The sequence below is a fragment of the Roseovarius sp. THAF8 genome (assembly GCF_009363735.1).
In the GTDB taxonomy this organism is placed as follows: Bacteria; Pseudomonadota; Alphaproteobacteria; order Rhodobacterales; family Rhodobacteraceae; genus Roseovarius.
On sequence record NZ_CP045410.1, the window covers coordinates 3598714 to 3621016 of the forward strand.

At 64.4% G+C, this 22303-nt stretch carries 26 protein-coding genes; 7 read left to right on the top strand and 19 right to left on the bottom strand.

The window, feature by feature from the left end:
- The first annotated feature begins 128 nt into the window (after positions 1–128).
- Positions 129–332 carry a hypothetical protein gene (locus FIU85_RS17505; protein ID WP_152493123.1) on the top strand — a complete coding sequence of 68 codons (204 nt, stop codon included), beginning with the start codon at positions 129–131 and terminating at the stop codon, positions 330–332.
- A gap of 6 nt (positions 333–338) precedes the next feature.
- Here FIU85_RS17505 and FIU85_RS17510 read toward each other — a convergent pair whose 3' ends face one another.
- The 9 genes from FIU85_RS17510 to FIU85_RS17550 form a co-directional block, all read right to left on the bottom strand.
- Positions 339–1130 (bottom strand): ABC transporter permease, encoded by a 792-nt coding sequence (locus FIU85_RS17510; protein WP_152497803.1) that lies wholly within the window; start codon positions 1128–1130, stop codon positions 339–341.
- Positions 1127–1846: an ABC transporter ATP-binding protein gene (locus tag FIU85_RS17515; protein ID WP_152497804.1), complete on the bottom strand. Its 720-nt coding sequence runs from the start codon at positions 1844–1846 to the stop codon at positions 1127–1129. Before FIU85_RS17515 ends, FIU85_RS17510 begins: the two co-directional genes overlap by 4 nt.
- Positions 1843–2463, bottom strand: coding sequence for an ABC transporter ATP-binding protein (locus tag FIU85_RS17520; protein ID WP_152497805.1), 621 nt, complete (start codon positions 2461–2463; stop codon positions 1843–1845). Before FIU85_RS17520 ends, FIU85_RS17515 begins: the two co-directional genes overlap by 4 nt.
- Complete coding sequence (locus FIU85_RS17525; protein ID WP_152497806.1) at positions 2460–3206, bottom strand: ABC transporter permease; 747 nt, start codon at positions 3204–3206, stop codon at positions 2460–2462. Before FIU85_RS17525 ends, FIU85_RS17520 begins: the two co-directional genes overlap by 4 nt.
- Positions 3207–4127, bottom strand: coding sequence for an ABC transporter substrate-binding protein (locus FIU85_RS17530; protein WP_254702941.1), 921 nt, complete (start codon positions 4125–4127; stop codon positions 3207–3209).
- Between the two features lie 75 nt (positions 4128–4202).
- Complete coding sequence (locus FIU85_RS17535) at positions 4203–4454, bottom strand: PepSY domain-containing protein (RefSeq protein ID WP_152497808.1); 252 nt, start codon at positions 4452–4454, stop codon at positions 4203–4205.
- Between the two features lie 13 nt (positions 4455–4467).
- A complete protein-coding gene (locus tag FIU85_RS17540) occupies positions 4468–4917 on the bottom strand; it encodes a hypothetical protein (RefSeq protein ID WP_103764963.1) in 450 nt (149 codons plus the stop codon).
- Positions 4918–4934: 17 nt separating this feature from the next.
- On the bottom strand, positions 4935–5909 hold the full coding sequence (locus FIU85_RS17545) for a YVTN family beta-propeller repeat protein (RefSeq protein ID WP_152497809.1): 975 nt from the start codon (positions 5907–5909) through the stop codon (positions 4935–4937).
- A 9-nt stretch (positions 5910–5918) separates the two neighbouring features.
- A complete protein-coding gene (locus FIU85_RS17550) occupies positions 5919–7067 on the bottom strand; it encodes an ABC transporter substrate-binding protein (RefSeq protein WP_152498306.1) in 1149 nt (382 codons plus the stop codon).
- 177 nt (positions 7068–7244) lie between these two features.
- On the opposite strand from FIU85_RS17550, the gene FIU85_RS17555 reads away from it, so the two are divergent.
- The 4 genes from FIU85_RS17555 to FIU85_RS17570 are packed head-to-tail and all read left to right on the top strand — an operon-like array spanning position 7245 to position 10012.
- On the top strand, positions 7245–7751 hold the full coding sequence (locus tag FIU85_RS17555; RefSeq protein ID WP_152497810.1) for a DUF3280 domain-containing protein: 507 nt from the start codon (positions 7245–7247) through the stop codon (positions 7749–7751).
- Positions 7748–8290 carry an SRPBCC family protein gene (locus FIU85_RS17560; protein WP_152497811.1) on the top strand — a complete coding sequence of 181 codons (543 nt, stop codon included), beginning with the start codon at positions 7748–7750 and terminating at the stop codon, positions 8288–8290. The genes FIU85_RS17555 and FIU85_RS17560 overlap by 4 nt, the downstream gene beginning before the upstream one ends.
- Complete coding sequence (locus FIU85_RS17565; protein WP_152497812.1) at positions 8274–9206, top strand: YncE family protein; 933 nt, start codon at positions 8274–8276, stop codon at positions 9204–9206. The genes FIU85_RS17560 and FIU85_RS17565 overlap by 17 nt, the downstream gene beginning before the upstream one ends.
- Positions 9203–10012 carry a quinoprotein dehydrogenase-associated SoxYZ-like carrier gene (locus FIU85_RS17570; protein WP_152497813.1) on the top strand — a complete coding sequence of 270 codons (810 nt, stop codon included), beginning with the start codon at positions 9203–9205 and terminating at the stop codon, positions 10010–10012. Before FIU85_RS17565 ends, FIU85_RS17570 begins: the two co-directional genes overlap by 4 nt.
- A 49-nt stretch (positions 10013–10061) precedes the next feature.
- On the opposite strand, the gene FIU85_RS17575 is transcribed toward FIU85_RS17570, so the two are convergent.
- The 8 genes from FIU85_RS17575 to FIU85_RS17610 form a co-directional block, all read right to left on the bottom strand.
- Positions 10062–11612, bottom strand: coding sequence for a hypothetical protein (locus tag FIU85_RS17575; RefSeq protein WP_152497814.1), 1551 nt, complete (start codon positions 11610–11612; stop codon positions 10062–10064).
- A gap of 101 nt (positions 11613–11713) precedes the next feature.
- The gene (locus tag FIU85_RS17580; protein WP_254703065.1) at positions 11714–12169 is read right to left on the bottom strand and encodes a PQQ-dependent catabolism-associated CXXCW motif protein; all 456 of its coding nucleotides are present in this window, start codon (positions 12167–12169) and stop codon (positions 11714–11716) included.
- 86 nt (positions 12170–12255) lie between these two features.
- Positions 12256–13041, bottom strand: a complete 786-nt coding sequence (locus FIU85_RS17585; RefSeq protein WP_254703066.1) for a substrate-binding domain-containing protein — start codon at positions 13039–13041, stop codon at positions 12256–12258.
- A 67-nt stretch (positions 13042–13108) separates the two neighbouring features.
- Positions 13109–13636 (bottom strand): c-type cytochrome, methanol metabolism-related, encoded by a 528-nt coding sequence (locus FIU85_RS17590; RefSeq protein ID WP_152497816.1) that lies wholly within the window; start codon positions 13634–13636, stop codon positions 13109–13111.
- A 106-nt stretch (positions 13637–13742) separates the two neighbouring features.
- A complete protein-coding gene (locus FIU85_RS17595; protein ID WP_152497817.1) occupies positions 13743–15542 on the bottom strand; it encodes a methanol/ethanol family PQQ-dependent dehydrogenase in 1800 nt (599 codons plus the stop codon).
- 120 nt (positions 15543–15662) lie between these two features.
- A complete protein-coding gene (locus tag FIU85_RS17600; protein ID WP_254703067.1) occupies positions 15663–16040 on the bottom strand; it encodes a cytochrome c family protein in 378 nt (125 codons plus the stop codon).
- A gap of 52 nt (positions 16041–16092) precedes the next feature.
- Positions 16093–16920 (bottom strand): S-formylglutathione hydrolase, encoded by an 828-nt coding sequence (fghA, locus tag FIU85_RS17605; protein WP_152498309.1) that lies wholly within the window; start codon positions 16918–16920, stop codon positions 16093–16095.
- Between the two features lie 7 nt (positions 16921–16927).
- Positions 16928–18055: an S-(hydroxymethyl)glutathione dehydrogenase/class III alcohol dehydrogenase gene (locus tag FIU85_RS17610; protein WP_152497818.1), complete on the bottom strand. Its 1128-nt coding sequence runs from the start codon at positions 18053–18055 to the stop codon at positions 16928–16930.
- A 163-nt stretch (positions 18056–18218) separates the two neighbouring features.
- Here FIU85_RS17610 and FIU85_RS17615 point away from each other — a divergent pair, with 163 nt between their 5' ends.
- Positions 18219–18833: a hypothetical protein gene (locus tag FIU85_RS17615; RefSeq protein WP_152497819.1), complete on the top strand. Its 615-nt coding sequence runs from the start codon at positions 18219–18221 to the stop codon at positions 18831–18833.
- Positions 18834–18836: 3 nt separating this feature from the next.
- Here the strand turns inward: FIU85_RS17615 and FIU85_RS17620 are convergent, their stop codons facing one another.
- A complete protein-coding gene (locus FIU85_RS17620) occupies positions 18837–19868 on the bottom strand; it encodes a quinoprotein relay system zinc metallohydrolase 2 (protein WP_152497820.1) in 1032 nt (343 codons plus the stop codon).
- Positions 19869–19975: 107 nt separating this feature from the next.
- Here FIU85_RS17620 and FIU85_RS17625 point away from each other — a divergent pair, with 107 nt between their 5' ends.
- Positions 19976–20785: a quinoprotein dehydrogenase-associated SoxYZ-like carrier gene (locus tag FIU85_RS17625; protein ID WP_152497821.1), complete on the top strand. Its 810-nt coding sequence runs from the start codon at positions 19976–19978 to the stop codon at positions 20783–20785.
- 84 nt (positions 20786–20869) lie between these two features.
- Here the strand turns inward: FIU85_RS17625 and FIU85_RS17630 are convergent, their stop codons facing one another.
- Positions 20870–22303, bottom strand: a complete 1434-nt coding sequence (locus tag FIU85_RS17630) for an aspartate kinase (RefSeq protein WP_152497822.1) — start codon at positions 22301–22303, stop codon at positions 20870–20872.

A 22303-nucleotide genomic window follows, 5' to 3' on the forward strand; every position in this document is an offset into this window, starting at 1 on the left:
CGCATTTTTTCGCACAAATTCTGGCGTGACGCGGTGCGCACGGTGCGGTTACGCTTTTCTTAGCGCCAATGGTGTCGGATGGCTGGAGGCACGGGAGCGAGGACCAACGCAACGCGTAAGGAACGATCATGATAGAGCTCCTGTTCGTCGCCTGCCTGGCGACAGATCCCACCCAATGCCGCGAGCGCAGCCTTGTGTTCACCGATGTCACGCCGATGCAGTGCCTTGCCGGGGCGCAGCCGGAACTGGCGCGCTGGGTGTCGACCCATCCCAACGAACGTGTACGGAGCTGGCGCTGCCGGACGGTGAACGATACCGAGTTCGACATCTGAGCGCCCTCAGGTCTTGCGCTTCATCAGGCCGCGGGCGGGGTCGTAGCCCCAGATGGCCAGCGCGCAGAAGACGAGCGTGCTGCCCAGGACCCAGGCGAGCGCGGTCCAGTTGACCTGCAGGTAGAGCGAGAAGCGGATCAGCTCGACCGCGTATGTGAAGGGGTTGAGGGCACAGATGTCGCGTAAAAACGGTGAGCTTTCGGCCATTTTCCACAAGGGGTAGAGGGCCGAGGACATGAAGAACATCGGGAAGATGACGAAGTTCATCACGCCCGCGAAGTTCTCCAGCTGCTTGATGAAGCTCGACAGGACCAGCCCGAGGCCGCCGAGCATCAGCCCGCCGAGGATCAGGCTGGGCAGCACGGCGAAGTAGCCCCATGTGGGCATGGTGATGCCGAAGGCGGCGGCGATGGCAAGGAACGTGTAGACCTGCAGCACCGAGATGATCGTGGCCCCGAAGAGGCGGCAGATCAGCAGCCACCAGCGGGGGAAGGGGCTGGTCAGCAGAAGGCGCATCGAGCCCATTTCGCGGTCATAGACGAGGCTGAGCGAGGATTGCATCCCGTTGAAGAGGAGCACCATCGCGCACAAGCCCGGCACGATATAGGTCTCGTAGGTGATGTAGGTCTGGTAGGGCGGGATAATCGAGAGGCCGAGGGCGGCGCGGAACCCTGCGGCGAAGATCAGGAGCCAGACGAGGGGGCGGACAAGGGCCGCGATGAAGCGCTCGCGCTGGTGCACGAAGCGCAGGAACTCGCGGGCGATGATCGCTTTTGCGACGCGGATGGTGCCGGTCATGCGGCCTCCCCCGTGCGGCTGAGGAACCAGTCCGATAGGCTTTGATCGCCGCGGGCGGCCCCGGCAGTGCCGCGGTGGATGATCTGCCCCTTGTGCAGGACGACGAGGGCGTCGCCATCGCGCACCTCGTCGGTCAGGTGCGTGGTCCAGAGGACGCAGAGGCCGGTTTTCGTGAGGTCGTGGACGTGATCGGTGATGCCTTGCCGCGAAGCGGCGTCGAGGCCCACGGTGGGTTCGTCCAGCAAGAGCACGTGCGGGTCGTGGATGAGCGAGCGGGCGAGTTCGGTGCGGCGGCGGTGGCCGCCGTTGAGGTCGCGGGCCTTTTCCTCTGCGCGGTGGCGCATGTCGAGCTGGTCGAGGGCGGCGTCGATGCGGCCGGGGATCTCGGATTTCGGCAGGCCCTGGAGGGCGGCGAAATAGGCGAGGTTCTGGCGGACCGACAGGTTGAGGTCGAGCGTGGATTGCTGGAAGACGACGCCGAGTTTGCCCAGGGCCTTGCGTGGTTCGCGGCGCATGTCGTGACCCGCCACGGTGATCTCGCCCTGGGGGGCCACCAGCAGGCGGGTCAGCAGGGCGATGAGCGTGGATTTGCCCGCGCCGTTCGGACCGAGAAGCGCGCAGAAGGTGCCGGGGGCGACGTCGAACGTCACGTCGTCCAGCGCCTGCTTGGCGCCGTAGTTGAAGCTGAGGTTCTGAACGGTCAGGCCTTGGGTCACGTGGTCCGGTCCTTTGTCTTTCCGGCGAGTTGTGCGCCGTTTGGTCCAGTTTCCAGTGTCAGGGTCCGGTGTGCAAGACGTGTCGCCTCGGCCATGTCGTGGGTGACGAAGAGCGTTGCGGGCTGGTGGCGGGCGATCAGCGCCTCGGTGAGGGAGAGCATCCGGTCTGCGGCGGCGGCGTCGAGCGAGACGAAGGGTTCGTCCATGATCAGGAGGTCCGGCTGGCCGGCGAAGGCGCGGGCGAGGGCGAGGCGGCGCTGCTGGCCGAGGGAGAGCTGGCCGGGGAAGAGGGTTTCCTTGCCGGTGAGGCCGACCTCTTCGAGTGCGGCGAGGGCGCGGTCGCGGGGCAGGCTGGGGTGCAGGAGCGTGAGGTTGTCGAGGGAGGAGCGCCACGGCAGAAGGGTGGGTTCCTGAAAGACCATCGCCATCGCTTCGGGCCGGTCGATATTGCCCGTGAAATCTGTGTCGATTCCCGCGACAAGGCGCAGGAGGGTGGATTTGCCGATGCCGGAGGGGCCGACAAGGGCGACGGTTTCGCCCTGCGCGATCTCGAAGGAGATGGGGCCGAGCACGCGATCGGTGCCGAAGCGTTTCTCGGTGATGGAGACGGTGATCATGCGCGGCGCCACCGGGTTGCGTGGCGTTCCCACGGTTGCAAGAGCGCCCATTCGACCAGCAGCATCACGGTGATGAAGGAAAAGGCGTAGACCAGCACCATGGCGACGTCGAAAAGCTGGAAATAAAGGTGGATCTGGAAGCCGATGCCGGAGGAACGGCCCAAGAATTCGACCACCAGCACGATTTTCCAGATGACGGCCACGCCGCCCCGCGCGGCGGCGGCGATGAAGGGGCCAAGTTGGGGCAGGATGACGTGGCGCAGGCGGGTCCAGCGGGACATGGCGTAGACGCGGGCCAGCGCGTCAAGCTGCGGGTCGAGCGCACGGGCGCCTTCGCGGATGACGATGGCGACGTTGGGCACCTTGTTGAGTGTGACGGCCGCGATGGCGGCGGCCTCGGTCAGGCCGATCCAGAGGTAGCAGAGGACGATCAGCACCAGCGCGGGCAGGTTCAGGAAGACGACCAGCCATGGGTCGAGCCAGCGGTTGAGAGCGGGCGACCGGCCCATGGCGAGGCCGATCACGCCGCCCAGTGTCATGGCGAGGCAGAAGGCCCAGAGCACGCGCAGGAGGGTGGCCGAGAGGTGTGTCCAGAGCTCTCCGCTGGCGATTTCCTGAGCGAATAGTGGCGCGAGGGCCCAGGGGGTGGGCAGGACCTGCGGGTCGGCCTTGAGCGTTGACGCCACGACCCAAAGGGCCAGAAGCCCCGCGATTGAGAGAAGCGGCGTCAGTCTGTTCTGCATTTACTGGACGTCGGCGAAGAGGCCGTCGGGGAGTGTGTCGGCCTGCCCCACCAGTTCGGCACCGCCGAGGTCGTGCATCAGGCTGAGAAAGGCCTGGGCGGCGTCTTTGTCGATGGGTTTGCGGGCCGGGATGCCGGCGATCCAGTCGGTGCGCAGTTGCTCGAATTCGGCGTCGCTGTCGGCGTTCATCATCGGGCGCAGGTCTTGCCAGATATCGTCGGAGGACATCAGCAGGGTCTTGGCTTCGCGGCTGGCCTCGAAGAAGGACTGGGCGAGGTCGGGGCTCTCCGACAGGAAGTCCTCCTTGAAGTAGTAGCCCAGCAGGGGCGTTTCGGGGTCGAGGCCCAGTTCGCGGGCGGCGGTGTCGACGGAAATGAGTTCGCGCATCCCGGCGGCCTTCATCTTGGCGAGGTAGTGCCAGTAATTGATGGCCCCCGCGAGGCCACCGTCAAGGGCGGTGCGGAAGATGAGGGGCGGGGCGCCGTAGACCTGCTCGGTTTCCGCCTCCAGGTCGAGATCGTAAGCTTGCGCAGCATAGGCGCGCAGGATGAGCCAGGATTTGTCGAGCGGGCCGCCGGCGATGCCGAGTTTCTGCGCGGCAAGGTCGGCAAGGGTTTCGGCGGTGGACGCTGCGGGTACGACCACGCCGCCCACGGCGCGGGAGTAGGGAATGAAGACGTAAGGTTTGCCCGCGGCACGCTGGCGGGCGACCCAGATCCAGTCGGCGACGGCCATGTCGGCCTCGCCGCCCTCGACCGCGATGCGGGTGGCGCCATTGTCGGCATAGGGCTGGATGTCGAGGGTGAAGCCGTGTTTTTCGTCGAGGCCTTCATCGACGATGGTCTGAAGCTCCCAGTTGACAGTGCCGATTTTGAGAGTCGCGGCGCGGATCGTGGGAGTTTCCTGGCCGTAGGCCGCCATGCTGCATAGCAAGAAGGAGAGAGATGCTATGATACGCAACATGGCGGGCCTTCACTCCATGGGAGAACGGAGAATTTACTCGGCGCGGCGCTCGACCTCGTTCAGGTCGGCGTCGAGGACGATGTCGAACTGGTCGCCGCCCTTGCAGATGACGTCGTCAAGCTCGTAGCCGCCATCGTCTTCGGCTTCGATATCGTCGGGGTCCATCTGGCATTCGACGGAGGCGAGGTAGGCCTCGATCTTTTCGACGGTGGCGGCATCGACCGCGTCGTCATCGGCGAGGGCGGGCGAGGCGACCAGCGCCGCGATTGCGAAAATACGTTTCATTGTTGGGTCTCCGTTACTGGATGTTGAAAGTGACTTGTTGGGTTTCGCCGGTGGAGCCGGGGATGCGCAGGGTGTGACTGCCCGGCTTGATGGCGATGAAGGAAATTGTGGCCACGCCCGCCTTGTCGAATTCAAGGGAGTCGACGGCCATGGGGCGAATCTCGATCTGGTTGATGACGATTTCGTTCATCCAGATCGCGCGGAAGAAATCGCTGCCGGTGACGGCCAACTCGGCCGAGCCGTCGGCGGTGATTTCAAGCGTGTAATAGGCGCCCGATTGCAGGTTCACGGAGCCTGTTTCGTGCAGGGGCTGGCCCGAGGCGAGGGTGATCGGGATATCGTCACCGCGGTTGCAGGCGGCCAGCAGGCCGGCAAAGCCGAGGTCGTCGCAGAGCGGGGCTGCGGCGGCGGGGCCGGTGAGGCAGGTGGCGGCGGTGGCCGCGGCCATCATCAGTTTCTTCATCGTATCAGTCTCCTTCATTATTCGATGGTCACCACGCCCCAGGGCTGTTCGCCAACCTGGATGGAGCGCACTGCCTCTTCCTTGGCCACGTCGATGACGGTGATGTCGTTGGAATTGCCGTTGGTCGTCAGCAGGTATTTCTCGTCCGGCGTGAAATCGAGCTGCCAGACGCGCTGGCCCACGAGGATGTAGTCGAGCACCTCGAGGCTTTGGGCATCGACGACGGCGACCCGGTTCGAAGGGCCGAGCGCCACGAAGAGGCGCTTGCCGTCGGAGGTGACCTTGGCGCCCACGGGTTGCAGCCATTCGGGCTGGACGTTCGGGACCTCGAAGCTGATCTTCTCGATCAGGGTGGGCGTGCCGTCCTCGGCAATGTCCATGACGCTGACGGTGCCGCCGATCTCGGACGTCACGAAGAGGCGGGTGCCGTCGGCGGTGTACTGGGCGTAGCGCGGGCGCTGATCGACCAGGATGTTGTGCTTGATCTCGTAATCCTCGGTCGAGATGAAATGCGCCATGTTTGTGGTCTCGGAGGTGTTCACGACCCACTTGGCGTCGGGGCTCATGCCCATGCCTTCGGGTTCCACGCCCACGGGGACCTCGGCCAGCACGGTGCGGCTTTCGGTATCGGTGACGGTCACCAGGTTGTCATCCTCGTTGGCGATGTAGAGCCGCTTGCCCGAGGGTTCGATGATGAAAAGCTCGGGGTCGGGGCCGGAGGGGAGCGAGGGCAGTTCCTCGTAGGTTTCCGAGTCAAACACCCGGACGAGGTTGTCGTCGGAGGCGCAGACATAGATCTTGGTGCCGTCGGGGCTGGCGGTGATGCCACGGGGGCGGTTGCCGGCGAAAAACTCGTCGGTCACTTCCCAGGTTTCGGTGTCGATCACGGTGATGGTGTTGCCGCGTTCATTGGTCACGAAGGCCTTGCCGGCCAGCGCGGGCCCGGCGGCGAGCGCCAGGGCGGAGGTCAGAAGGAGTGCCTTGAGTTTCATGTGTTCCCCTTAGTTGCTGAAGGCCGTGCAGGCCGATTCCGGGCGATCGAGGCCGAGCGTGTCCTGCACGGCGTTCTGGTGCAGGAACCCTTCCTGCGGGCTGACGCTGACCGTGACGCGGTCGTCATAGAGCATGACCTGCTGGCGCATCTGGCCGTTCCAGTCGCGGAAGGTGACTTCCTGCCCCTTGAAGCCGGCCAGTTCGAACTGGTCGGAGAGCAGGTATTCCTTCACGCCGTCGGGCTCGGCGGTCTGGGCGCGGGTCACGGCCTCGCCCACCGCGCGCAGGGCGATCCAGACGTTGTAGTCGGCATCCTTGATGTAACGGCCCGCCAGGTCCTCGAACCGGGTCTGAAGCTGGGTCGCGCCGTAGGCTTCGTGGCCGCCATGCATCTGCACGGGGCGCAGACCGGCCGAGCCCATCACCGGGCGGGGGTCCCACAGGTGATAGGTGAGGTAGGCAGCGAAATAGTCGGTCTCGTCGGCGGTGATGACCACGTCATGCTCGGGCAAACCTTGCATGAAGGTGGGCAATTGGCGTTGGACGAGGACGTGGCCCGAGTCGGTTCGGCGGGCGCCGCCGGTGTCTTCGAAGGTGCGTTCCTCGACAATATTGGCGCCGAACTTGGTGGCGGCACGGCGGTAGGCGTCGGCCAGTGCCATGTCGGCAGGGTTGGAGCCGGAAATGAGCACCCAGCGGGGCCATTTCTTCCAGATGGCGAATTGCGCGATGGCGTCGGCCTGCTGGGCATAGCTGGTGGCGGTGTGCAGCAGGTTGGCGCGGCATTCCTCGTTGCGCATCGGCATGTCGCCTGCGCGGGCGTTGAAGACCAGCGCGCCATCCTCGGCGGCGCGGTCGGCAAGGCGCAGAACGTCCTCTTCCCGGGCGTGGACGACGATCAGGCGGATGCCGTCCGCGAGAATTTCGTCCAAGGCGGCATCGGCGGCGTCGGGCGCGGCGGATTTCTGCACCGTCTCGTAGGTATGGCCCATGAAACTGCCGGTGGAGTTGTTGTCCTGATCGGCCAGCGCGGCGCCGGCAAAGCCCAGATCTTCGGGCGCCTCGTCAAAGCGCGAGATGGGGCGCTGGACCTGGTAATCCACCCGCAGAACGGCGGCGCGGACGTCAATGGCCGCGGCTGTTCCTGCGGTGAAAATCAGCGTGGCGGCGCAGAGCAGCGCGGCCGCGAAAAGCGTCGCAAAACGGTTCAGCACTTTATCCTCCCTTACCGCCAGATTGCCTCTCGCGGCCCGACCAATACCAATTGCCGTGTTTCGCAATCACTGTACGCACCCCAGAATGAAGGGCGACTCTTAACTTCTAAGAACGTCCGTATGCGATTGATATTGTTCCTGTTCCTGGCTTTCGCCCCGGCTGCGCACGCGCAAGGGGAGGTGGCCTTTTTCGGGCTGCATCTGGAGGACAGTTCAAACCAGACGACGCAGTCGTCTGCGCTGATGGCCGAGGGGCCGGATGACGCTGACATGGCGCGGGTGGCGATGCTGGAAGGGATGCTGGCGGAGCGATTCGAGGCCGAGGGCTACACGCTTTTGGACCTTGCGCCGGTGGCGGAGGAGTTGGAGCGCGTGAGCAACCCGGCGAGCTGTTACGGGTGCGATATTCGCATGGCCGAGACGCTGGGCGCGGAATTCATCCTTGTGGGCGAGATCAACATGGTGTCGCCTGTGCTGGTGTCCATCGCAGTTCAGTTGAAGGATGGAACCAGCGGCGAGATTGTAAAGGGCGGCAGCGTCAGCGTGCGCGGCAGCACCGACGAGATCTGGGCGCGGGGGATGCGACAAATCTTGAAAAACCGAATCTTCAGGGAGGAAGATACATGAGAAGACGAGTGTTCATGGCCAGCCTGACGGCGCTGATGCTGCCGGGTATGGCGCTGGCGCACGGGCCGACGCGGCAGAAGGTGACGCTGACCACCGAGGTGGCGGCGGAGCCGGCCGAGGTTTGGGAGGCGATCGGAAATTTTCAGGACATGTCCTGGCACCCGGCGGTGCATTCGACGGAAGGCGAGGGCGGAAACGAGATCGACGCCACGCGGGTGCTGACGCTGGGCGAAGAGGGTGGCCCGACCATCGACGAGATCCTCTACAAGTACGACGCCGAGAAGATGAGCTATTCCTACCGGATCACCGAGGTGGCGGTCGAGACGCTGCCGGTGACGAATTACTCGTCCCACCTGACGGTGAAGCCGCGTGACGGGGGCGGGTCGATCGTGGAATGGCGGGGCGCGTTCTATCGCGGCTATCCCAACAACGATCCGCCGCCGGAACTGAACGACGAGGCGGCGATTGCGGCCGTGAGCGGAGTCTACCAGGCGGGGCTGGATGCCCTGACCGAGCGGTTCGGTGCGCCGGGTTCTTGATGCGCTGGCGTTTTGCCTGGCCACGCCGGTGGCCGGGCAGACCGCCTTTGTCACCTGTCAGCCTGCCGATGCGTTGAGCGTGATCGACGTGGCCCGAGGGGTCGAGGTTGATCGCTGGGACGTGGCGGGCAAGCCTGCCGGGGTCGCCGTTGGTGGCGATGCGGTCTATTCCGTCTCCCCGGATACCAAGACCGTGCGGCGGTTTTCGCCCACCGGCAGGCTTTTGAATGAAACGGTATTGGATGGCGGACCGACCGGCGTGGCGCTGGATGCCGCGCGCGGGCGGCTGTTCGTGTCGGACTGGTATAAAGCGCGGCTTTGGGTTCTGGACGCCGAAAGCTTGGAGGTTTTGCAGGAGCTGGAGACCGGGGCGGAGCCGGCGGGGATCGCGCTGTCGAGCGATGGCCGGTTCCTGGCCAGTGCCGAGAAGGATGCCGACCGGGTATCGGTGTGGGATGCCGGGACCCTTGAGGTTTTGCACAGGGTCGGCGTGGGCGTGCGGCCCTATGGGTTGGGGTTTGCGCCGGACGGGCGGCTTTTCGTGGGCAACGTGGGCAGCAATGACGTGAGCGTCGTGGATGCCGAAGCCGGCGCTGTGCTGGCCACGGTGCCGGTGGGCGAGCGGCCCTATGGCGTTGCCTTCGCAGGCGGTCGGGCCTTCGTGACCAACCAGTATGCGAATTCCTTGAGCGTGATCGACCTTGAGACGCTCACGCCGGTGGAGGAGGTCGGCGTCGGCGAATATCCCGAGGGGATCGACGCCACGGCGGACGGGAGCCGCGTGGTCTTTGCCAACTGGTTCGAGAACACGGTGACCGTGATGGACGCCCGAACGCTGGACGTGATATATGACGTGGAGACATGCGACGGCCCGCGGGCCTTTGGCATATTCCTGTCGGGAGGAGGCACGGAATGATCGCAACATCCATGCGCGCGTTGAGTGCGCTGTGCCTGATGGCGGTGCCGGCATTGGCCGGGACATGGGAGGATCTGAGCGCCGAGATCTATGGCGAGCGGGCGCTCTTGGACGGCACACAGGTGATTGCCATCGATGCGCCGTATCGGACGGGCAACGACGCGCGCACGCAGCTGGCGGCGCAGGTGGTGGCGCCGGAGGGGGCCGAGATTGCCAGCGTGACGCTGGTGATCGACGAGAACCCGATGCCGGTCTCGGCGGTGTTTGACCTGGATTCCCCGCTGCCGGCGTTCTTTTTCGACGTGACCATGCGGATCAACGGGCCGACACCGATGCATGTCGTGGCCGAGACGACCGACGGACGGCTGTTCGTTGCCGAGGCCTTCGTCAAGACCTCGGGGCAGGGGGCCTGCGCGGCGCCGCCGGGCACCGATCCGGAGCTTGCGCTGGAAACACTGGGACAGATGGAAATCGAATTGGCCGGGCGTCTGACGGGCCTGGGGCAGAGTGCGGCGGACAAGCTGGCGAACCGTCTGAACCGGATGGACGTGGACATTTCGCACCCGTCGCATTCGGGGATGCAGATGGACCAGATCACGCTGCTGTTCTTGCCCATGCGCTATGTCGAGACGGTCGAGATCGACCTGGACGGCGCGGGATATGTCAAGATGACGGGGTCGATTTCGCTGTCGGAGAACCCGCAGGTGGCGCTGTCGGTGCCGAGCCGGGCGCAGGCGGTGGACGTGACCATGATGGATACCGATGGCACCGTCACCCACGCGCACAAGAAACTGACAGGATACTGAGACGGAGTGACCCCGGGCACGTGATGCGCCCGGGGTCATTCGTTCGTGTTTATTCGCAGGCTGTGGCGAAGCGTGCGGTGTTGTTCTCCACGGCTTCGACCGTCAGCATGCAGCCGTTTTCAAGCTCGACCTCAGAGCCCGACTCGGCGGATTGCACGTTGAAGCCGTTGACGGCAAAGCGCACGGTGTCGTCGGCGATGGAGCTGACGAAGATGCGGACGTCGCCATCGTTCAGGACCGCGGTGGAGCCGACGCCGAAGGTTTCGGTGTCTTCGCCTGACGCGGATCCACTGTCGCCGGAGCCTGAGCCGCCTTCGCTGAGCTGAGCCTCGAGCGCTGCGACACGTTCCTCGAGCGCGGCGATCTGGTCGGCGCTGGATTGCGTGCCCTCGGTGCTCTCGCTATCGCTCTCAGAGGAGGCTGCCTGTTCTTCGGAGCCTTCGCTATCGCTCTCGGAGGAGGCGGCTTGCTCTTCAGAGCCTCCGCTGTCGCTTTCGGACGCGGCGGCTTGATCTTCGGAGCCTTCGCTGCCGCTTTCGGATGCGGCGGCTTGATCTTCGGCACCTTCGCTGCTGCTTTCGGAGGCGGCTTGTTCCTCGGAACCTTCGCTGTCGCTCTCGGATGCGGCGGCTTGTTCCTCGGAACCTTCGCTGTCGCTCTCGGATGCGGCGGCTTGTTCTTCGGAACCTTCGCTGCTGCTCTCGGATGCGGCGGCCTGTTCCTCGGAACCTTCGCTGTCGCTCTCGGATGCGGCGGCTTGTTCTTCGGAGCCTTCGCTGCCGCTTTCGGATGCGGCGGCTTGTTCCTCGGAACCTTCGTTGTCGCTCTCGGAGGCGGCGGCTTGCTCTTCAGAACCTTCGCTGTCGCTCTCGGATGCGGCGGCTTGTTCTTCGGAACCTTCGCTGCTGCTCTCGGATGCGGCGGCTTGATCTTCGGCACCTTCGCTGCTGCTTTCGGAGGCGGCTTGTTCCTCGGAACCTTCGCTGTCGCTCTCGGATGCGGCGGCTTGTTCTTCGGAGCCTTCGCTGCCGCTTTCGGAGGCGGCGGCTTGGTCTTCGGAGCCTTCGCTGTCGCCTTCGGATGCGGCGGCTTGCTCTTCAGAACCTTCGCTGTCGCTCTCGGATGCGGCGGCTTGTTCTTCGGAACCTTCGCTGTCGCTCTCGGAGGCGGCGGCTTGGTCTTCGGAGCCTTCGCTGTCGCCTTCGGATGCGGCGGCTTGTTGCTCGGAACCTTCGCTGTCACTCTCGGATGCGGCTGTTTGGTCTTCTGAGCCTTCGCTGTCGCTCTCGGCCGAGGCGGCTTGGTCTTCTGAGCCTTCGCTGTCGCTCTCGGCGGAGGCGGCTTGGTCTTCGGAACCTTCGCTGTCGCTCTCGGCGGCGGCTGCTTGGTCTTCGGATCCTTCGCTGTCGCTCTCGGCGGCGGCTGCTTGGTCTTCGGAGCCTTCACTGTCGCCTTCGGCGGCGGCATCTTCCTCAGAGGTTTCGCTGCTGGCCTGGGCGGTCTGGTCGCCCAGCGGTTCGGGTTTCGGGCGCAGGGCTGCCACTGCCAGAAGCACGGCGACGGCCGCGATCAGGACCCCGTAAATCAACTTGTCATTCAATGTTTCCACTCCCAGGTCTAAGTGTCTTCGTTGCGTGAGTCGCTTTCAAACCATATGGGACGACCCGGCCAAACGGCAAATTTACTGCGCCTCGGCGCGTGTCAGGGGGTGGGGAAAGGCTTGATTTCCTGCAGCGGATAATCCTGAAATGCCCACCCGTCCGTACCATCGGGGAACCAGTAGACCTGCGAATGGTTCCATTCGATTGCGCGTTTCGCGGCGTTCCAGCTCATCCAGCAATCTTCGAGGCAGAAGAAAACCACCGGGTGGGCGGGGTCGCCCCCGGTGGCGTGATCGAGCCCGGCGCGGAAATAATCGGCGGTGATATCGGCCAGCGCGCCGTAACCGACGTTGGGCAGCCAGATCGCGCCGGGGATGCTGGGGCGCGGCTTGTCGCGCCAGATGGTGCCCTCGGGCAGGTTATCGGGCTTGGGTGCGCGGGGCAGGACGTCGATGAAGGCAGCTTCGTCAGCTTCCCACAGGGCATGGGCTTCTTCGGCGTCGATGACGGTGCCGCCCTCAAGCGTGGCTGGCACAGGGGCGCGGTAGTGGTCCATTCGGTAGTCGGAGGGTTCGGCCACGTCTTGGGCGGTGGCTGCGGTGGCGGCCCAGGCCGCAAGGGCGAGGGCCACCAAGAGACGTTTCACTGTCCCAGATCCAGAAGCTCGTTGCCCATGTCGCTGACCAGCGGCACGCCGGCCTCGGTCAGAAGCGCGTTGATTTCGTCCTGGTGGCGGCGGATGAGCGAATTGAGTTCGCGCTGCCAGACCTTTTCACCTTGCCGCACGCCCATGGTGATGCGGAAGAAGAGGCGCGGGGGCAGCTCCTCGTTGATGAGGGGGATCACCTTCATGCCGGGGTAGTCGGTCTTGACCAGCGGGCCACCGAGGGGACCCCACAGGATGGCGGCGTCGATGTCGCCGGCCTTGAGGTCGTCGAGCATGCTGATGGCGGGGTTCTCGTGCCGGCGGTCGACGACGAGGTTGTAGGGCTTGGCCTTGCCAATGAGCCCGTGCCGCGCGAGATGCGCCGAGGGCGGCGTGCCGGCGATGATGCCGATGCGGGTGTCTTTCAGGGCCTTGTCGGTGAGGGTCTCGACCGAGGCGAGCGGGCTGTCCTGCGGGACGATCAGGGTATAGACCGAGCTGAAGTAGTGGTTGGTGTTCAGCACCAGTTCGTGGCCTTGCGCGTAGCCCATCACGATGTCGCAGCGCTTGACCTTCAGAGTGTTGCGGATGAACCCCGTGGCTTGCGGATACCAGGTGTATTGCACAGGCAGGTCAAGCTTGGACGCGATGAGTTCGGCCAGCTTGTTTTCGTACCCCGTGCCCTCCTTGGTGGACATGGGATAATTGGCCGGATCCGCGCAGACGCGCAGCGCGTTCTGCGACACGAGATCGGAGGTCTGGGCCGTCGCCGGCCCGGACATCAGCAGCGCGGAAAGGCAAAGCGCCGCCGAGCCGGTGAGGCGGGCGGCGGCGCGTGTCGCGAGAGATTTAGCCCATGCAGGCATCTTCATCCTCTTGGATCGCGTCGGACTTGGCCTCTTTCGAGCCAGGGCGTCCGCGTGGGACAGCCTCCATGCCGCGGGCCTTGAGATAGACGTAGATGTCGTCGAGATAGCACATCACGTTCGGGTTGTCTCCGAAGTGGGGCATGACGGAGTTGCCGTTGCCGCGTCCGTTCACGACCACGTCGTAGAAATCGTAATAGCCCATGTGGACGGCGGAATTCTTGACCTTGGGGGCGTAGGACGAGCCTTCGCCATCGGGGCCGTGGCACACGTGGCATTCGGCGTGATAGCGGCGGAAGCCCGAGAAGGTCATCCAGTCGACGGTGCCGTCCTCGGCCACGTTGTAGGTGGGCACGTCTTCTTCGTTGTAGTAGCGCCCGCCTTCTTCGTAGGCGACGGTCTCGTCGTGGTTTGCAGGATCGACCGGCTGATCGCTCCAGTTCTGAGCCGAGGCGGTGATCGGCAGCGCGACCAGGGCCGAGGCGAGTGTCAAGCGGAGTCCGGTGCTCATGATGCGGTCATACCTTTCCTGTTTTTGGTACTGATTATGCGTCGTTTATCTTGGGCACAGGGCCGGCCTTCCCGAAGGAGGACCGGCCCCGGCTGTTGCGTTTCGCTTAGTCCGGCAGAGCGAACACGGTCAGCTGACCACCCAGTGCGGTGTAGTCGCTGAGAGCGGCGTAGCCACCCACGGCGCCCAGACCGTCGTTGGGGTTGGTCAGACCGGCCGCGAGACCGATGCCGGCCCAGCCACCGACGCCCGAGAGGACGGCGACATACTGTTTGCCGTCGCGCTCGTAGGTCATCACGTTGCCGATAATGCCCGAGGGCGTGCGGAACTTGTAGAGTTCCTCACCCGTGGAGGTGTCGACCGCCTTCAGGTAGCCTTCGAGCGTACCGTAGAAGGTGATGCCACCGGCGGTGGTCAGAGCACCGGACCAGACCGAGAACTGCTCGGGGTTGGACCACTTGATTTCGCCGTTGATGTTATCCCAGGCGATGAAGTTGCCCATGCCGCCATGGCTGTCCGGGGCAGGGTACATCGACAGGGTCGCGCCCACATAGGGCTGACCTGCGGTGTAGCTGACGCGGAACGGTTCGTAGTCCATGCAGACGTGGTTGGTCGGAACCAGGAACAGCTGGGTTTCCGGGTCATAGGCCGCCGGTTGCTGGTCCTTGGTGCCAAGCGCCGCCGGGCAGATGCCGGTGGAGTTGACGTCTTCGCCGTTCTGCTCGGTGGAGTATTGCGCCACCACTTCGGGACGACCGTAGGTGTCGGACTCGGGGTCCATGTCGACGCCGGAGGTCCAGTTCACGACCGGGTCGTACTTTTCGGCGACCAGAAGTTCACCTGACACACGGTCCATCGTGTAGGCCAGGCCGTTACGGTCGAAGTGGGTCAGAAGCTTGCGCTCCTCGCCGTCAATTTCCTGCTCCGTGAGGATCATTTCGTTGACGCCGTCGTAATCCCACTCGTCATGCGGGGTCATCTGGTAGAACCACTTGGCCTGGCCCGTGTCGATGTCGCGGGCCATGACGGTCATGGACCAGCGGTTGTCGCCGGGACGCTGCGAGGGGTTCCACGTCGACGGGTTGCCGGTACCGTAGTACATCAGGTTCTCTTCGAGATCCGCCGAGTACCAGCCCCAGGTGGTGCCGCCGCCGATTTGCCACTGGTCGCCTTCCCAGGTGTTGGTGCCGGAGTTTTCGCCGACAGGCTCGCCCAGGTGGGTCGTGTTCTCGGGGTCCACGAGGATATCCTCGTCGGGGCCCATCGAGTAGGCGCGCCAGGCCTGGGTGCCGTCCGACATGTTGTAGGCGGTCACGTGACCGCGCACGCCGAATTCGCCGCCCGAGATGCCGACGATGACCTTGTCCTTGACCGGAAGAACGGTCGCGGTGTTGGTTTCGCCGATGGACGGGTCGCCGTTGACGACTTCCCATTCGACCGAACCGTCGTCAGCGTTCAGAGCCACGACCTTGGTGTCGGCCTGGTGCAGGAAGATCTTGCCGTCGGCATAGGCCACACCGCGGTTGACGGTGTCACAGCACATCACCGGAATGACGTCCGGGTCCTGCTTGGGCTCGTACTTCCACTTGATCTTGCCTTCGTCGGCCAGATCGAGCGCGTAGACGATGTTGGGGAAGGGCGTGTGGACATACATGGTGTCGCCCACGACGAGCGGCGAGCCTTCGTGACCGCGCAGGACGCCGGTCGAGAAGGTCCATGCGACCTGCAGGTCACCCACGTTTTCCTTGTTGATCGAATCCAGCTTGGAATGGCGCTGGTTCTTGTAGTCGCCCGTCTGGATCGCCCATTGAGTGGGGTCGTCCATCTGCGTGACAAGGTCGTCGTTGGCGACGGCCATGCCAGCGCAGAGCGCCAGACCCGAGGTTAAAAGCATAAGCTTCTTCATTGTAGTCCTCCCATGTAAGCAGCGGTGTGCCGCTGCATTGGAATGGTCGATGATCGACCGTTAAAGCGGGGATCCCAAGCTCTCTCCTTCCTGGAGCCCCCGCGTCTCGGACGTGCCGCGTTATTCGCCCGTGGAGGCGAGATACGCGATCACGTTCATTCTTTCTTCCTCCTTGCGCAGACCGGCAAAGGCCATCTTGGTGCCCTTGGCGTAGTCGCGCGGCTTCTCGAGGAAGGCCGCCAGTTCGCCGGGCGTCCACTCCTTGCCCTCGGCACCCATCTCGGCGAGCACGTCGGAATAGTCGAAATCCTCGTTCGCCGCGACGGGCGCGCCAACGATGCCGGTCAGCACGGGGCCGACCTTGTTCTTGGCGCCTTCGCCGACGGCGTGGCAGGCCATGCATTTGCGGAACACTTTTTCACCGGCTTCGGCGTCGCCTTCGACGTCTTGGGCAAAGCCCAGGGCGGGCGTGGTTGCCAGGATGCTGGCGGCGAGGATGGTACGGATGGTCAAGTTGATGTCTCCCTAGTCAACAGTGTCAGTACACACATCAGTGATGCAGGCGGTCGGCGTGCCACGAGACGTGGTCGGCGGCGAAGGTCTGCACAAAGAAATACGAATGGTCATAGCCCGGCTGGATGCGGATCTGGCCGGGCTGGCGGCGTTTGGCCATGGTGTCGGCCAGCGCCTCGGGTTTCAGCAGGTCGAGGAACTGGTCGCTCGATCCCTGGTCGATCAGGACGTCGCCCTTCCAGCCGTGTTCTTCCAGCAGAAGGGTGGAATCGTGCTGCGCCCAAGTGCTTTCGTCGTCGCCCAGATAGGCGCTGAGTTGCTTGCGCCCCCAGTCCGAGCGGGTTGGGTTGGCGATGGGGGCAAAGGCCGAGAGCGACTCGAACTTGTCGGGGTTGCGCATGGCGATGGTCATGGCGCCATGCCCGCCCATCGAGTGCCCGGTGATGCCGTGACGGTCCTGCACCGGCTGGGTTTCCGCGATGATCGAGTAAAGCTCGTTCACGATGTAGTCGTACATCCGGTAATGCTGCCGCCACGGGTCGCAGGTGGCGTTGACGTAAAAGCCCGCCCCTTGGCCCAGATCGTACGCCTCGTCATCGGCCACGTTCTCGCCCCGGGGCGAGGTGTCGGGGAACACCAGCGCGATGCCTTCGCGCGCTGCGTGTTCCTGAAAGCCGCCCTTGGTCATGGCGTTTTCGTGGTTGCAGGTCAGGCCCGACAGGTACCAGAGCACCGGAACCGGGCCATCCTTGGCCTGCGGAGGCTGGTAGACGGCGTAGGTCATCTCGCAGGCACAGGTGTTGGAACTGTGCTTGTAGACGACCTGTTCGCCGCCGAAGCTCCTGTTCTGAGAGACGACCTCGATGGACAAATCAGAACTCCACCACGGCGCGGATCGACTTGCCTTCGTGCATCAGTTCGAACCCGTGGTTGATCTCTTCCAGCTTGAGCTTGTGGGTGATCATGGGGTCGATCTCGATCTTGCCGTCCATGTACCAGTCGACGAATTTCGGCACGTCCGTCCGGCCCTTGGCGCCGCCGAAGGCAGTGCCTTTCCAGACCCGGCCGGTGACCAGCTGGAAGGGGCGGGTGGAGATTTCGGCGCCCGCGGGGGCCACGCCGATGATGACCGAGCAGCCCCAGCCGCGGTGCGAGCATTCCAGCGCGTCGCGCATCACCTTGACGTTGCCGGTGGCGTCGAAGGAGTAGTCCACGCCGCCGATCTGGTCGTTGCCCCGTTTGGTCATATTCACGATCTCCTGGACCGTGTTGTCGACCTTGGTGGGGTTCACGAAATGGGTCATGCCGAACTTCTTGGCCATCTCGGCCTTGTCGTCGTTCAGGTCGACGCCGATGATCATGTCGCAGCCCGCCATGCGCAGGCCCTGGATCACGTTAAGGCCGATGCCGCCGAGGCCGAAGACCGCCGCGGTGGAGCCGATCTCGACCCCGGCGGTGTTGATGACCGCACCGATGCCGGTGGTGACGCCGCAGCCGATGTAGCAGATCTTGTCGAAGGGCGCGTCCTCGCGCACCTTGGCCAGCGCGATTTCTGGCATGACCGTGTGGTTGGCGAAGGTCGAGCAGCCCATGTAGTGATGGATCGGGGTGCCGTCGAGCATCTTGAACCGGGTCGTGCCGTCGGGCATCAGGCCTTGGCCTTGGGTGTTGCGAATCGCGGTGCAGAGGTTGGTCTTGCCCGAGAGGCAGGAGGCGCATTCGCGACATTCGGGCGTGTAGAGCGGGATCACGTGATCGCCGGGTTTGAGCGTGGTGACGCCTTCGCCCACTTCCATCACCACGCCGGCGCCTTCATGGCCCAGAATTGCGGGAAAGATGCCCTCGGGGTCGTCGCCCGAGCGGGTGAATTCGTCGGTGTGGCACAGGCCGGTGGCCTTTATCTCCACCAGAACCTCGCCGGCCTTGGGGCCTTCGAGTTCGACTTCCATAATTTCCAGTGGTTTGCCGGCCTCGAGGGCCACGGCAGCTTTGGTGCGCATGATAGTGTATTTCCTCCCGTTCGCGCCGCAGACAGGCACGTGAATCAAGGTTATGGTAGGGGGCGGCCATGCCGCCGCACAATTAGTACCTTGGTTGGTATTCCAAAGTGAACCCTTGCCGGGAATGGATGTCCGTGTTCCCATGGGATCAAGGGAGGACCGTATGAGGACGCTGGTTTTAACGGCATTCGCCGCCGTCATGGGCACCGCCGCGCCATTGGTGGCGGCGGATTTTTCGGACCCGACATGGCCCTGCGTTCAGCGCAAGGTCGAAGAGCTGTCGCTGGGGCTGATGTGGCCCATCGCGCTGCCGGAGGACGAGGTCGAGGATTCGGCGCTGGCGGCGGATATCCGGGACCTTGCCGGAACGCTTGCGGTGCGGCGGCTGGAGATGGACGCGCTGCGGCAGGCGGCGGAGGAGTTTGCCGGGCGCTGGCCGGAGGACAGGGCGGACAATCTGGGCCGGGTGTTCGCGCAGACGTTCAAGTCGCTCAACACCCGCCGGTCGCGGATCATCAACGGGATCGCGGATTTCTCGCTGGGGCAGATCGCGCTGGCCGAGAAGATCGACGAGATGCGGCTGGAGATGGATACGGCCCTGGAGGCGGACGCGCCGGATTACGACCGGATCGACGCGTTGGAGGAAAAGCTGGACTGGGACCAGGTGATCTACTCGGACCGGCAGCAGTCCATCACTTACCTGTGCGAGACGCCGCAGCTGATCGAAAAGCGGCTGTTTGCCATCGCGCAGATGCTGCAGGACGTGGCCAAGGACTAAGCTCTATTCCCATTCCAGTTCGGTAAAGGCGACGGTGGCGTTGCGGGGATTGTAGGCCTCGAAAAGCTGCCATTTGTCCGCCTCACTGTCCGCGATCGTGGTGACGGCATCGCCAAGGCGGGTGCCGTTCGCAATGGCAGCGCGGGTGTCGTCGCGCAGGGTTTCGAGATAACGGCGCTGGTCCTTTGCGCCTTCGGGCCAGTCCAGCACCGGGCCGCCATGCCCCGGCACGATGCGGGCGATGTCCAGTGTTTGCAGCTGTTCCAGCACGTCGAGCCAGCCCAGCACGCTGCCGTCGAGGGCGGGGGTGTGCAGGTGGAAGACGAGGTCGCCGGTGAAAAACGTGCCGGTTTCCTGGTCCAGCACGGTCAGGTCGTTGCCGGTATGCGCGGTGGGCCAGGCGTGCAGGGTAAGGATGCGGTCGCCGAGGTCGATCTGCACCGGCGCGTCGGGCGGCACGGTGATGTCGGCCTCGGGCGCGGCGGAGCCGGCGAAGGCGGGGCCGATGAGGCGCGTGAGGCTTTCCGCGTAATTGGCCTGCCGGTCGGCCAGCGCGCGGGGCAGGGTGGCGTGGGAGACGATATTGGCCCCGGTGGTGCGAAAGGCGTCGGTGCCCAGCACGTGATCGGGATGCATGTGGGTCAGGATGACGTGGCTGACGGGCTTGTCGGTGTGCTGGCGGATGGCGCGCCAGAGCGACTCGCCGATCCAGCGGGCGGAGCCGGTGTCGATCACCGCGACGCTGTCGGCGCCCAGGATGAAGCCGAGATTGGCGACATCGCCGCGATTGTCCTGGTCGGGTTCCTCGATCCGGCCCAGATGGGCGAAAACGCCCGGTGCGACCTCGGTTATCTCGAGCGCGCGGCCGATGGGGACACAGTGCGGGTCGTCGTATTTCCGTGAAAGATCGGGCAGTTGCGCCTCGCACGCGGCCTGCGTGGGAGTCTCGTACCCCGCCAGCAGCATATCGCGGCAGGCCGGGTCGGCCCCGCCAGAGGCAAGCGCAAGACAGGTTGTGACCACGACTTCGAACATGGGCGAAGGATGCCACACGCGATTGTGAGGTCCATGCCCCATTTCGTATAAGTGGATTTTGCCGCCGTTTCGTGGCATAACACGGTCGCATTACGGGAGGAGACCGTATGAGACATGCAATTGCATCCGCCCTGGCGCTGGGCCTTGCGGCATCTGCTGGTTGGGCTGAGGAGGCGGTCAAGAACCCCTTGACCGACAGCCCGACCTGGCAGGATCTGCGCCATGACGTTCTGGGCGAGGCCACGCTGGAGGAGGCGGAGGTCCCGCTCAGCGTTAAGGCGCCGTACCGGGCGCATGATGCGGCGACCGTGCCGGTGCAGCTGAAGCAGACCGATCCCGACGCACGGATAAAGTCGGCCATTGTTGTGATCGACGAAAACCCCGCGCCAGTTGCCGGTGAATTCACGTTCGGTCCCGGCATGGGCCCGCTCGATTTCGAGATGCGGGTGCGGGTGAACCAGTATTCCAACGTGCGCGTGATCACTGAAACCCAGGACGGTCTTTACATGACCGGGCGGTTCGTGAAGGCGTCGGGCGGCTGTTCGGCCCCGGCCTCGAAAGACCCCGAGCAGGCACTGGCGGGCATGGGCCGGATGAAGCTGCGCAGCTTTGGCGAGACGGCGGCGGTGTCGACGCCCCGGCGCGAGGCGCAGATCATGATCCGGCATCCGAATTATTCGGGGCTGCAACGCGACCAGATCACGCAGCTGTTCATACCGGCGCATTTCATCGACACGATCGAGGTGCGGCAGGGCGACGAGATGCTGTTCAAGATGACGGGCGGGATTTCGATTTCGGAGAACCCGTCGTTCCGGTTCTTCTACAACGACAACGGATCGACCGACCTGACGGTGAAGGCCACGGATACCGAGGGTAACGTGTTCGAAAGCACCTTGCCTAAATCGCTGGACGGCTGAGCACCGCTTGATCGCCGGAATGCAAAAAGCGCGTGCCGGGATGTCGGCACGCGCTTTTCTCTTTTCATTGGGGCAAGGCCGCTGTCAGGCAGCGATGGTGATGTCAGACTTTTTTGCAGGGTCGGACGCCTTGCCGAAGAACACGTCGTGCAGCGCCTTTATCGCCGGGTCGCGGTCTTCGCGTTCAAGGATGAACTGCGTGTCGACGTGGCGCGGACCCTGGGTGGCCCCGAGCGAGGCCATGCCGTTGTCGTCCAGCGCCTGAAGGCCGCGTTGCAGGGTGCTGAGCCCGTCGAGATCGCGCCCGATGACGGAGACCAGGGCAAGCTTGCGGTTGCGGATCTCAGACTGGGGGTACTTCTCGGCCAAGTCGTCGGCCACCTTGCGCATGGCCTTGACCGATGCGTCCACGTAATGCGTGATGGTGTTGGCGTTCGACGCTTTCGACACGATGCGCACGTCATGACGCGTCAGGGTGTCGAGGATGGCGGCGTCGTAGCCTTTGACGCCGACCATGTCCTGTTCGAACACTTCCAGCGCGATGATATCAAGGCCCGTGACCATTTCGACCGCCGGTGTGTCGGCAGGCTGGTCGTCGATGACCGTGCCGGGCTCATCCGGCTCGAACGCGTTGGTGACGCGCAGGGGCACGCCGGCCTGGCGCAGGGTCTTGGCGGCGGAGGGGTGGATCGCCTCCATCCCGAGATTGGCCATCTGGTCGGCCACGTCGTAGTTGGTGTGACCCAGGGTGCGCACGTTCTCGGCGCCGACCAGCTTGGGGTCGGCGGAGGAGAGGTGGAACTCCTTGTGAATGATGGCTTCGCGCGCGCCGGTGAGGGCGGCCATCTGGGAAAACGTGACCTCGGAATAGCCGCGGTCGAATTCCTTCATCAGGCCCTCGCGGCACTGGGCATAGCCGGTGACGATGGGCATCTCGGTGGCCGGGTCGACGCTGGACATGGCGTTGTTGATGCGCTCGTCCAAGGTGACCTCGCCATCTTCGCGCCAGCCGGTCAGGTCGACGGCGCGGGCATTCACGCCGGCGCGCTTCAGCACCAGTGCGGCCACGTGGGCGCTGTGCGCCTCGCCGAGGCCCGACAGCAGCTCGCGAATATGCATCAGGTGCGCATTCAGGCGGAAATGGCCGTAGGAGCACAGGCGCTGCAGGTCGATCAGGCAGTTGCGCGCGCCCTCGATGCGTTCATTCACGAAGGCCGTGGCCTGCGATATGTCGCCGGGATGTTCGAGCACGTCCTCGTGCGCCTTGATCATGGCGCGACAAGCGCGGGTCAGCGCGTCGTGCCAGCCGTGTTCGTCTTCGGCATCGGCGAACGCCGCATAGGCACCATCCTCGCCCGTCTTCTTGTGCTCCAGCAACATGTCGGTGATGCCACCGAAGGCCGAGACCACGAAGATGCGGCCGTACTGAGGCTCTCCATCCTTGATGAACAGCGTGTCGCGCAGTTCGTGCAGGCGGGACATGGACGTCCCGCCGATCTTTTCCACTGTGTGGGTCAT

Bases quoted from the DNA above. Each gene is read 5' to 3' on its own strand.
- FIU85_RS17585 (WP_254703066.1), bottom strand. From the start codon at position 13,041: ATGTCCGGGCCGGCGACGGCCCAGACCTCCGATCTCGTGTCGCAGAAC.
- FIU85_RS17615 (WP_152497819.1), top strand. From the start codon at position 18,219: ATGAGGACGCTGGTTTTAACGGCATTCGCCGCCGTCATGGGCACCGCC.
- FIU85_RS17525 (WP_152497806.1), bottom strand. From the start codon at position 3,206: ATGCAGAACAGACTGACGCCGCTTCTCTCAATCGCGGGGCTTCTGGCC.
- FIU85_RS17580 (WP_254703065.1), bottom strand. From the start codon at position 12,169: ATGGACCACTACCGCGCCCCTGTGCCAGCCACGCTTGAGGGCGGCACC.
- FIU85_RS17510 (WP_152497803.1), bottom strand. From the start codon at position 1,130: ATGACCGGCACCATCCGCGTCGCAAAAGCGATCATCGCCCGCGAGTTC.
- FIU85_RS17560 (WP_152497811.1), top strand. From the start codon at position 7,748: ATGAGAAGACGAGTGTTCATGGCCAGCCTGACGGCGCTGATGCTGCCG.
- FIU85_RS17570 (WP_152497813.1), top strand. From the start codon at position 9,203: ATGATCGCAACATCCATGCGCGCGTTGAGTGCGCTGTGCCTGATGGCG.
- FIU85_RS17545 (WP_152497809.1), bottom strand. From the start codon at position 5,909: ATGAAACTCAAGGCACTCCTTCTGACCTCCGCCCTGGCGCTCGCCGCC.
- FIU85_RS17630 (WP_152497822.1), bottom strand. From the start codon at position 22,303: ATGACCCACACAGTGGAAAAGATCGGCGGGACGTCCATGTCCCGCCTG.
- FIU85_RS17590 (WP_152497816.1), bottom strand. From the start codon at position 13,636: ATGAGCACCGGACTCCGCTTGACACTCGCCTCGGCCCTGGTCGCGCTG.
- FIU85_RS17530 (WP_254702941.1), bottom strand. From the start codon at position 4,127: ATGGCGGCCTACGGCCAGGAAACTCCCACGATCCGCGCCGCGACTCTC.
- FIU85_RS17535 (WP_152497808.1), bottom strand. From the start codon at position 4,454: ATGAAACGTATTTTCGCAATCGCGGCGCTGGTCGCCTCGCCCGCCCTC.
- FIU85_RS17625 (WP_152497821.1), top strand. From the start codon at position 19,976: ATGAGACATGCAATTGCATCCGCCCTGGCGCTGGGCCTTGCGGCATCT.
- FIU85_RS17620 (WP_152497820.1), bottom strand. From the start codon at position 19,868: ATGTTCGAAGTCGTGGTCACAACCTGTCTTGCGCTTGCCTCTGGCGGG.
- FIU85_RS17540 (WP_103764963.1), bottom strand. From the start codon at position 4,917: ATGAAGAAACTGATGATGGCCGCGGCCACCGCCGCCACCTGCCTCACC.
- FIU85_RS17555 (WP_152497810.1), top strand. From the start codon at position 7,245: ATGCGATTGATATTGTTCCTGTTCCTGGCTTTCGCCCCGGCTGCGCAC.
- FIU85_RS17610 (WP_152497818.1), bottom strand. From the start codon at position 18,055: ATGCGCACCAAAGCTGCCGTGGCCCTCGAGGCCGGCAAACCACTGGAA.
- FIU85_RS17520 (WP_152497805.1), bottom strand. From the start codon at position 2,463: ATGATCACCGTCTCCATCACCGAGAAACGCTTCGGCACCGATCGCGTG.
- FIU85_RS17595 (WP_152497817.1), bottom strand. From the start codon at position 15,542: ATGAAGAAGCTTATGCTTTTAACCTCGGGTCTGGCGCTCTGCGCTGGC.
- FIU85_RS17505 (WP_152493123.1), top strand. From the start codon at position 129: ATGATAGAGCTCCTGTTCGTCGCCTGCCTGGCGACAGATCCCACCCAA.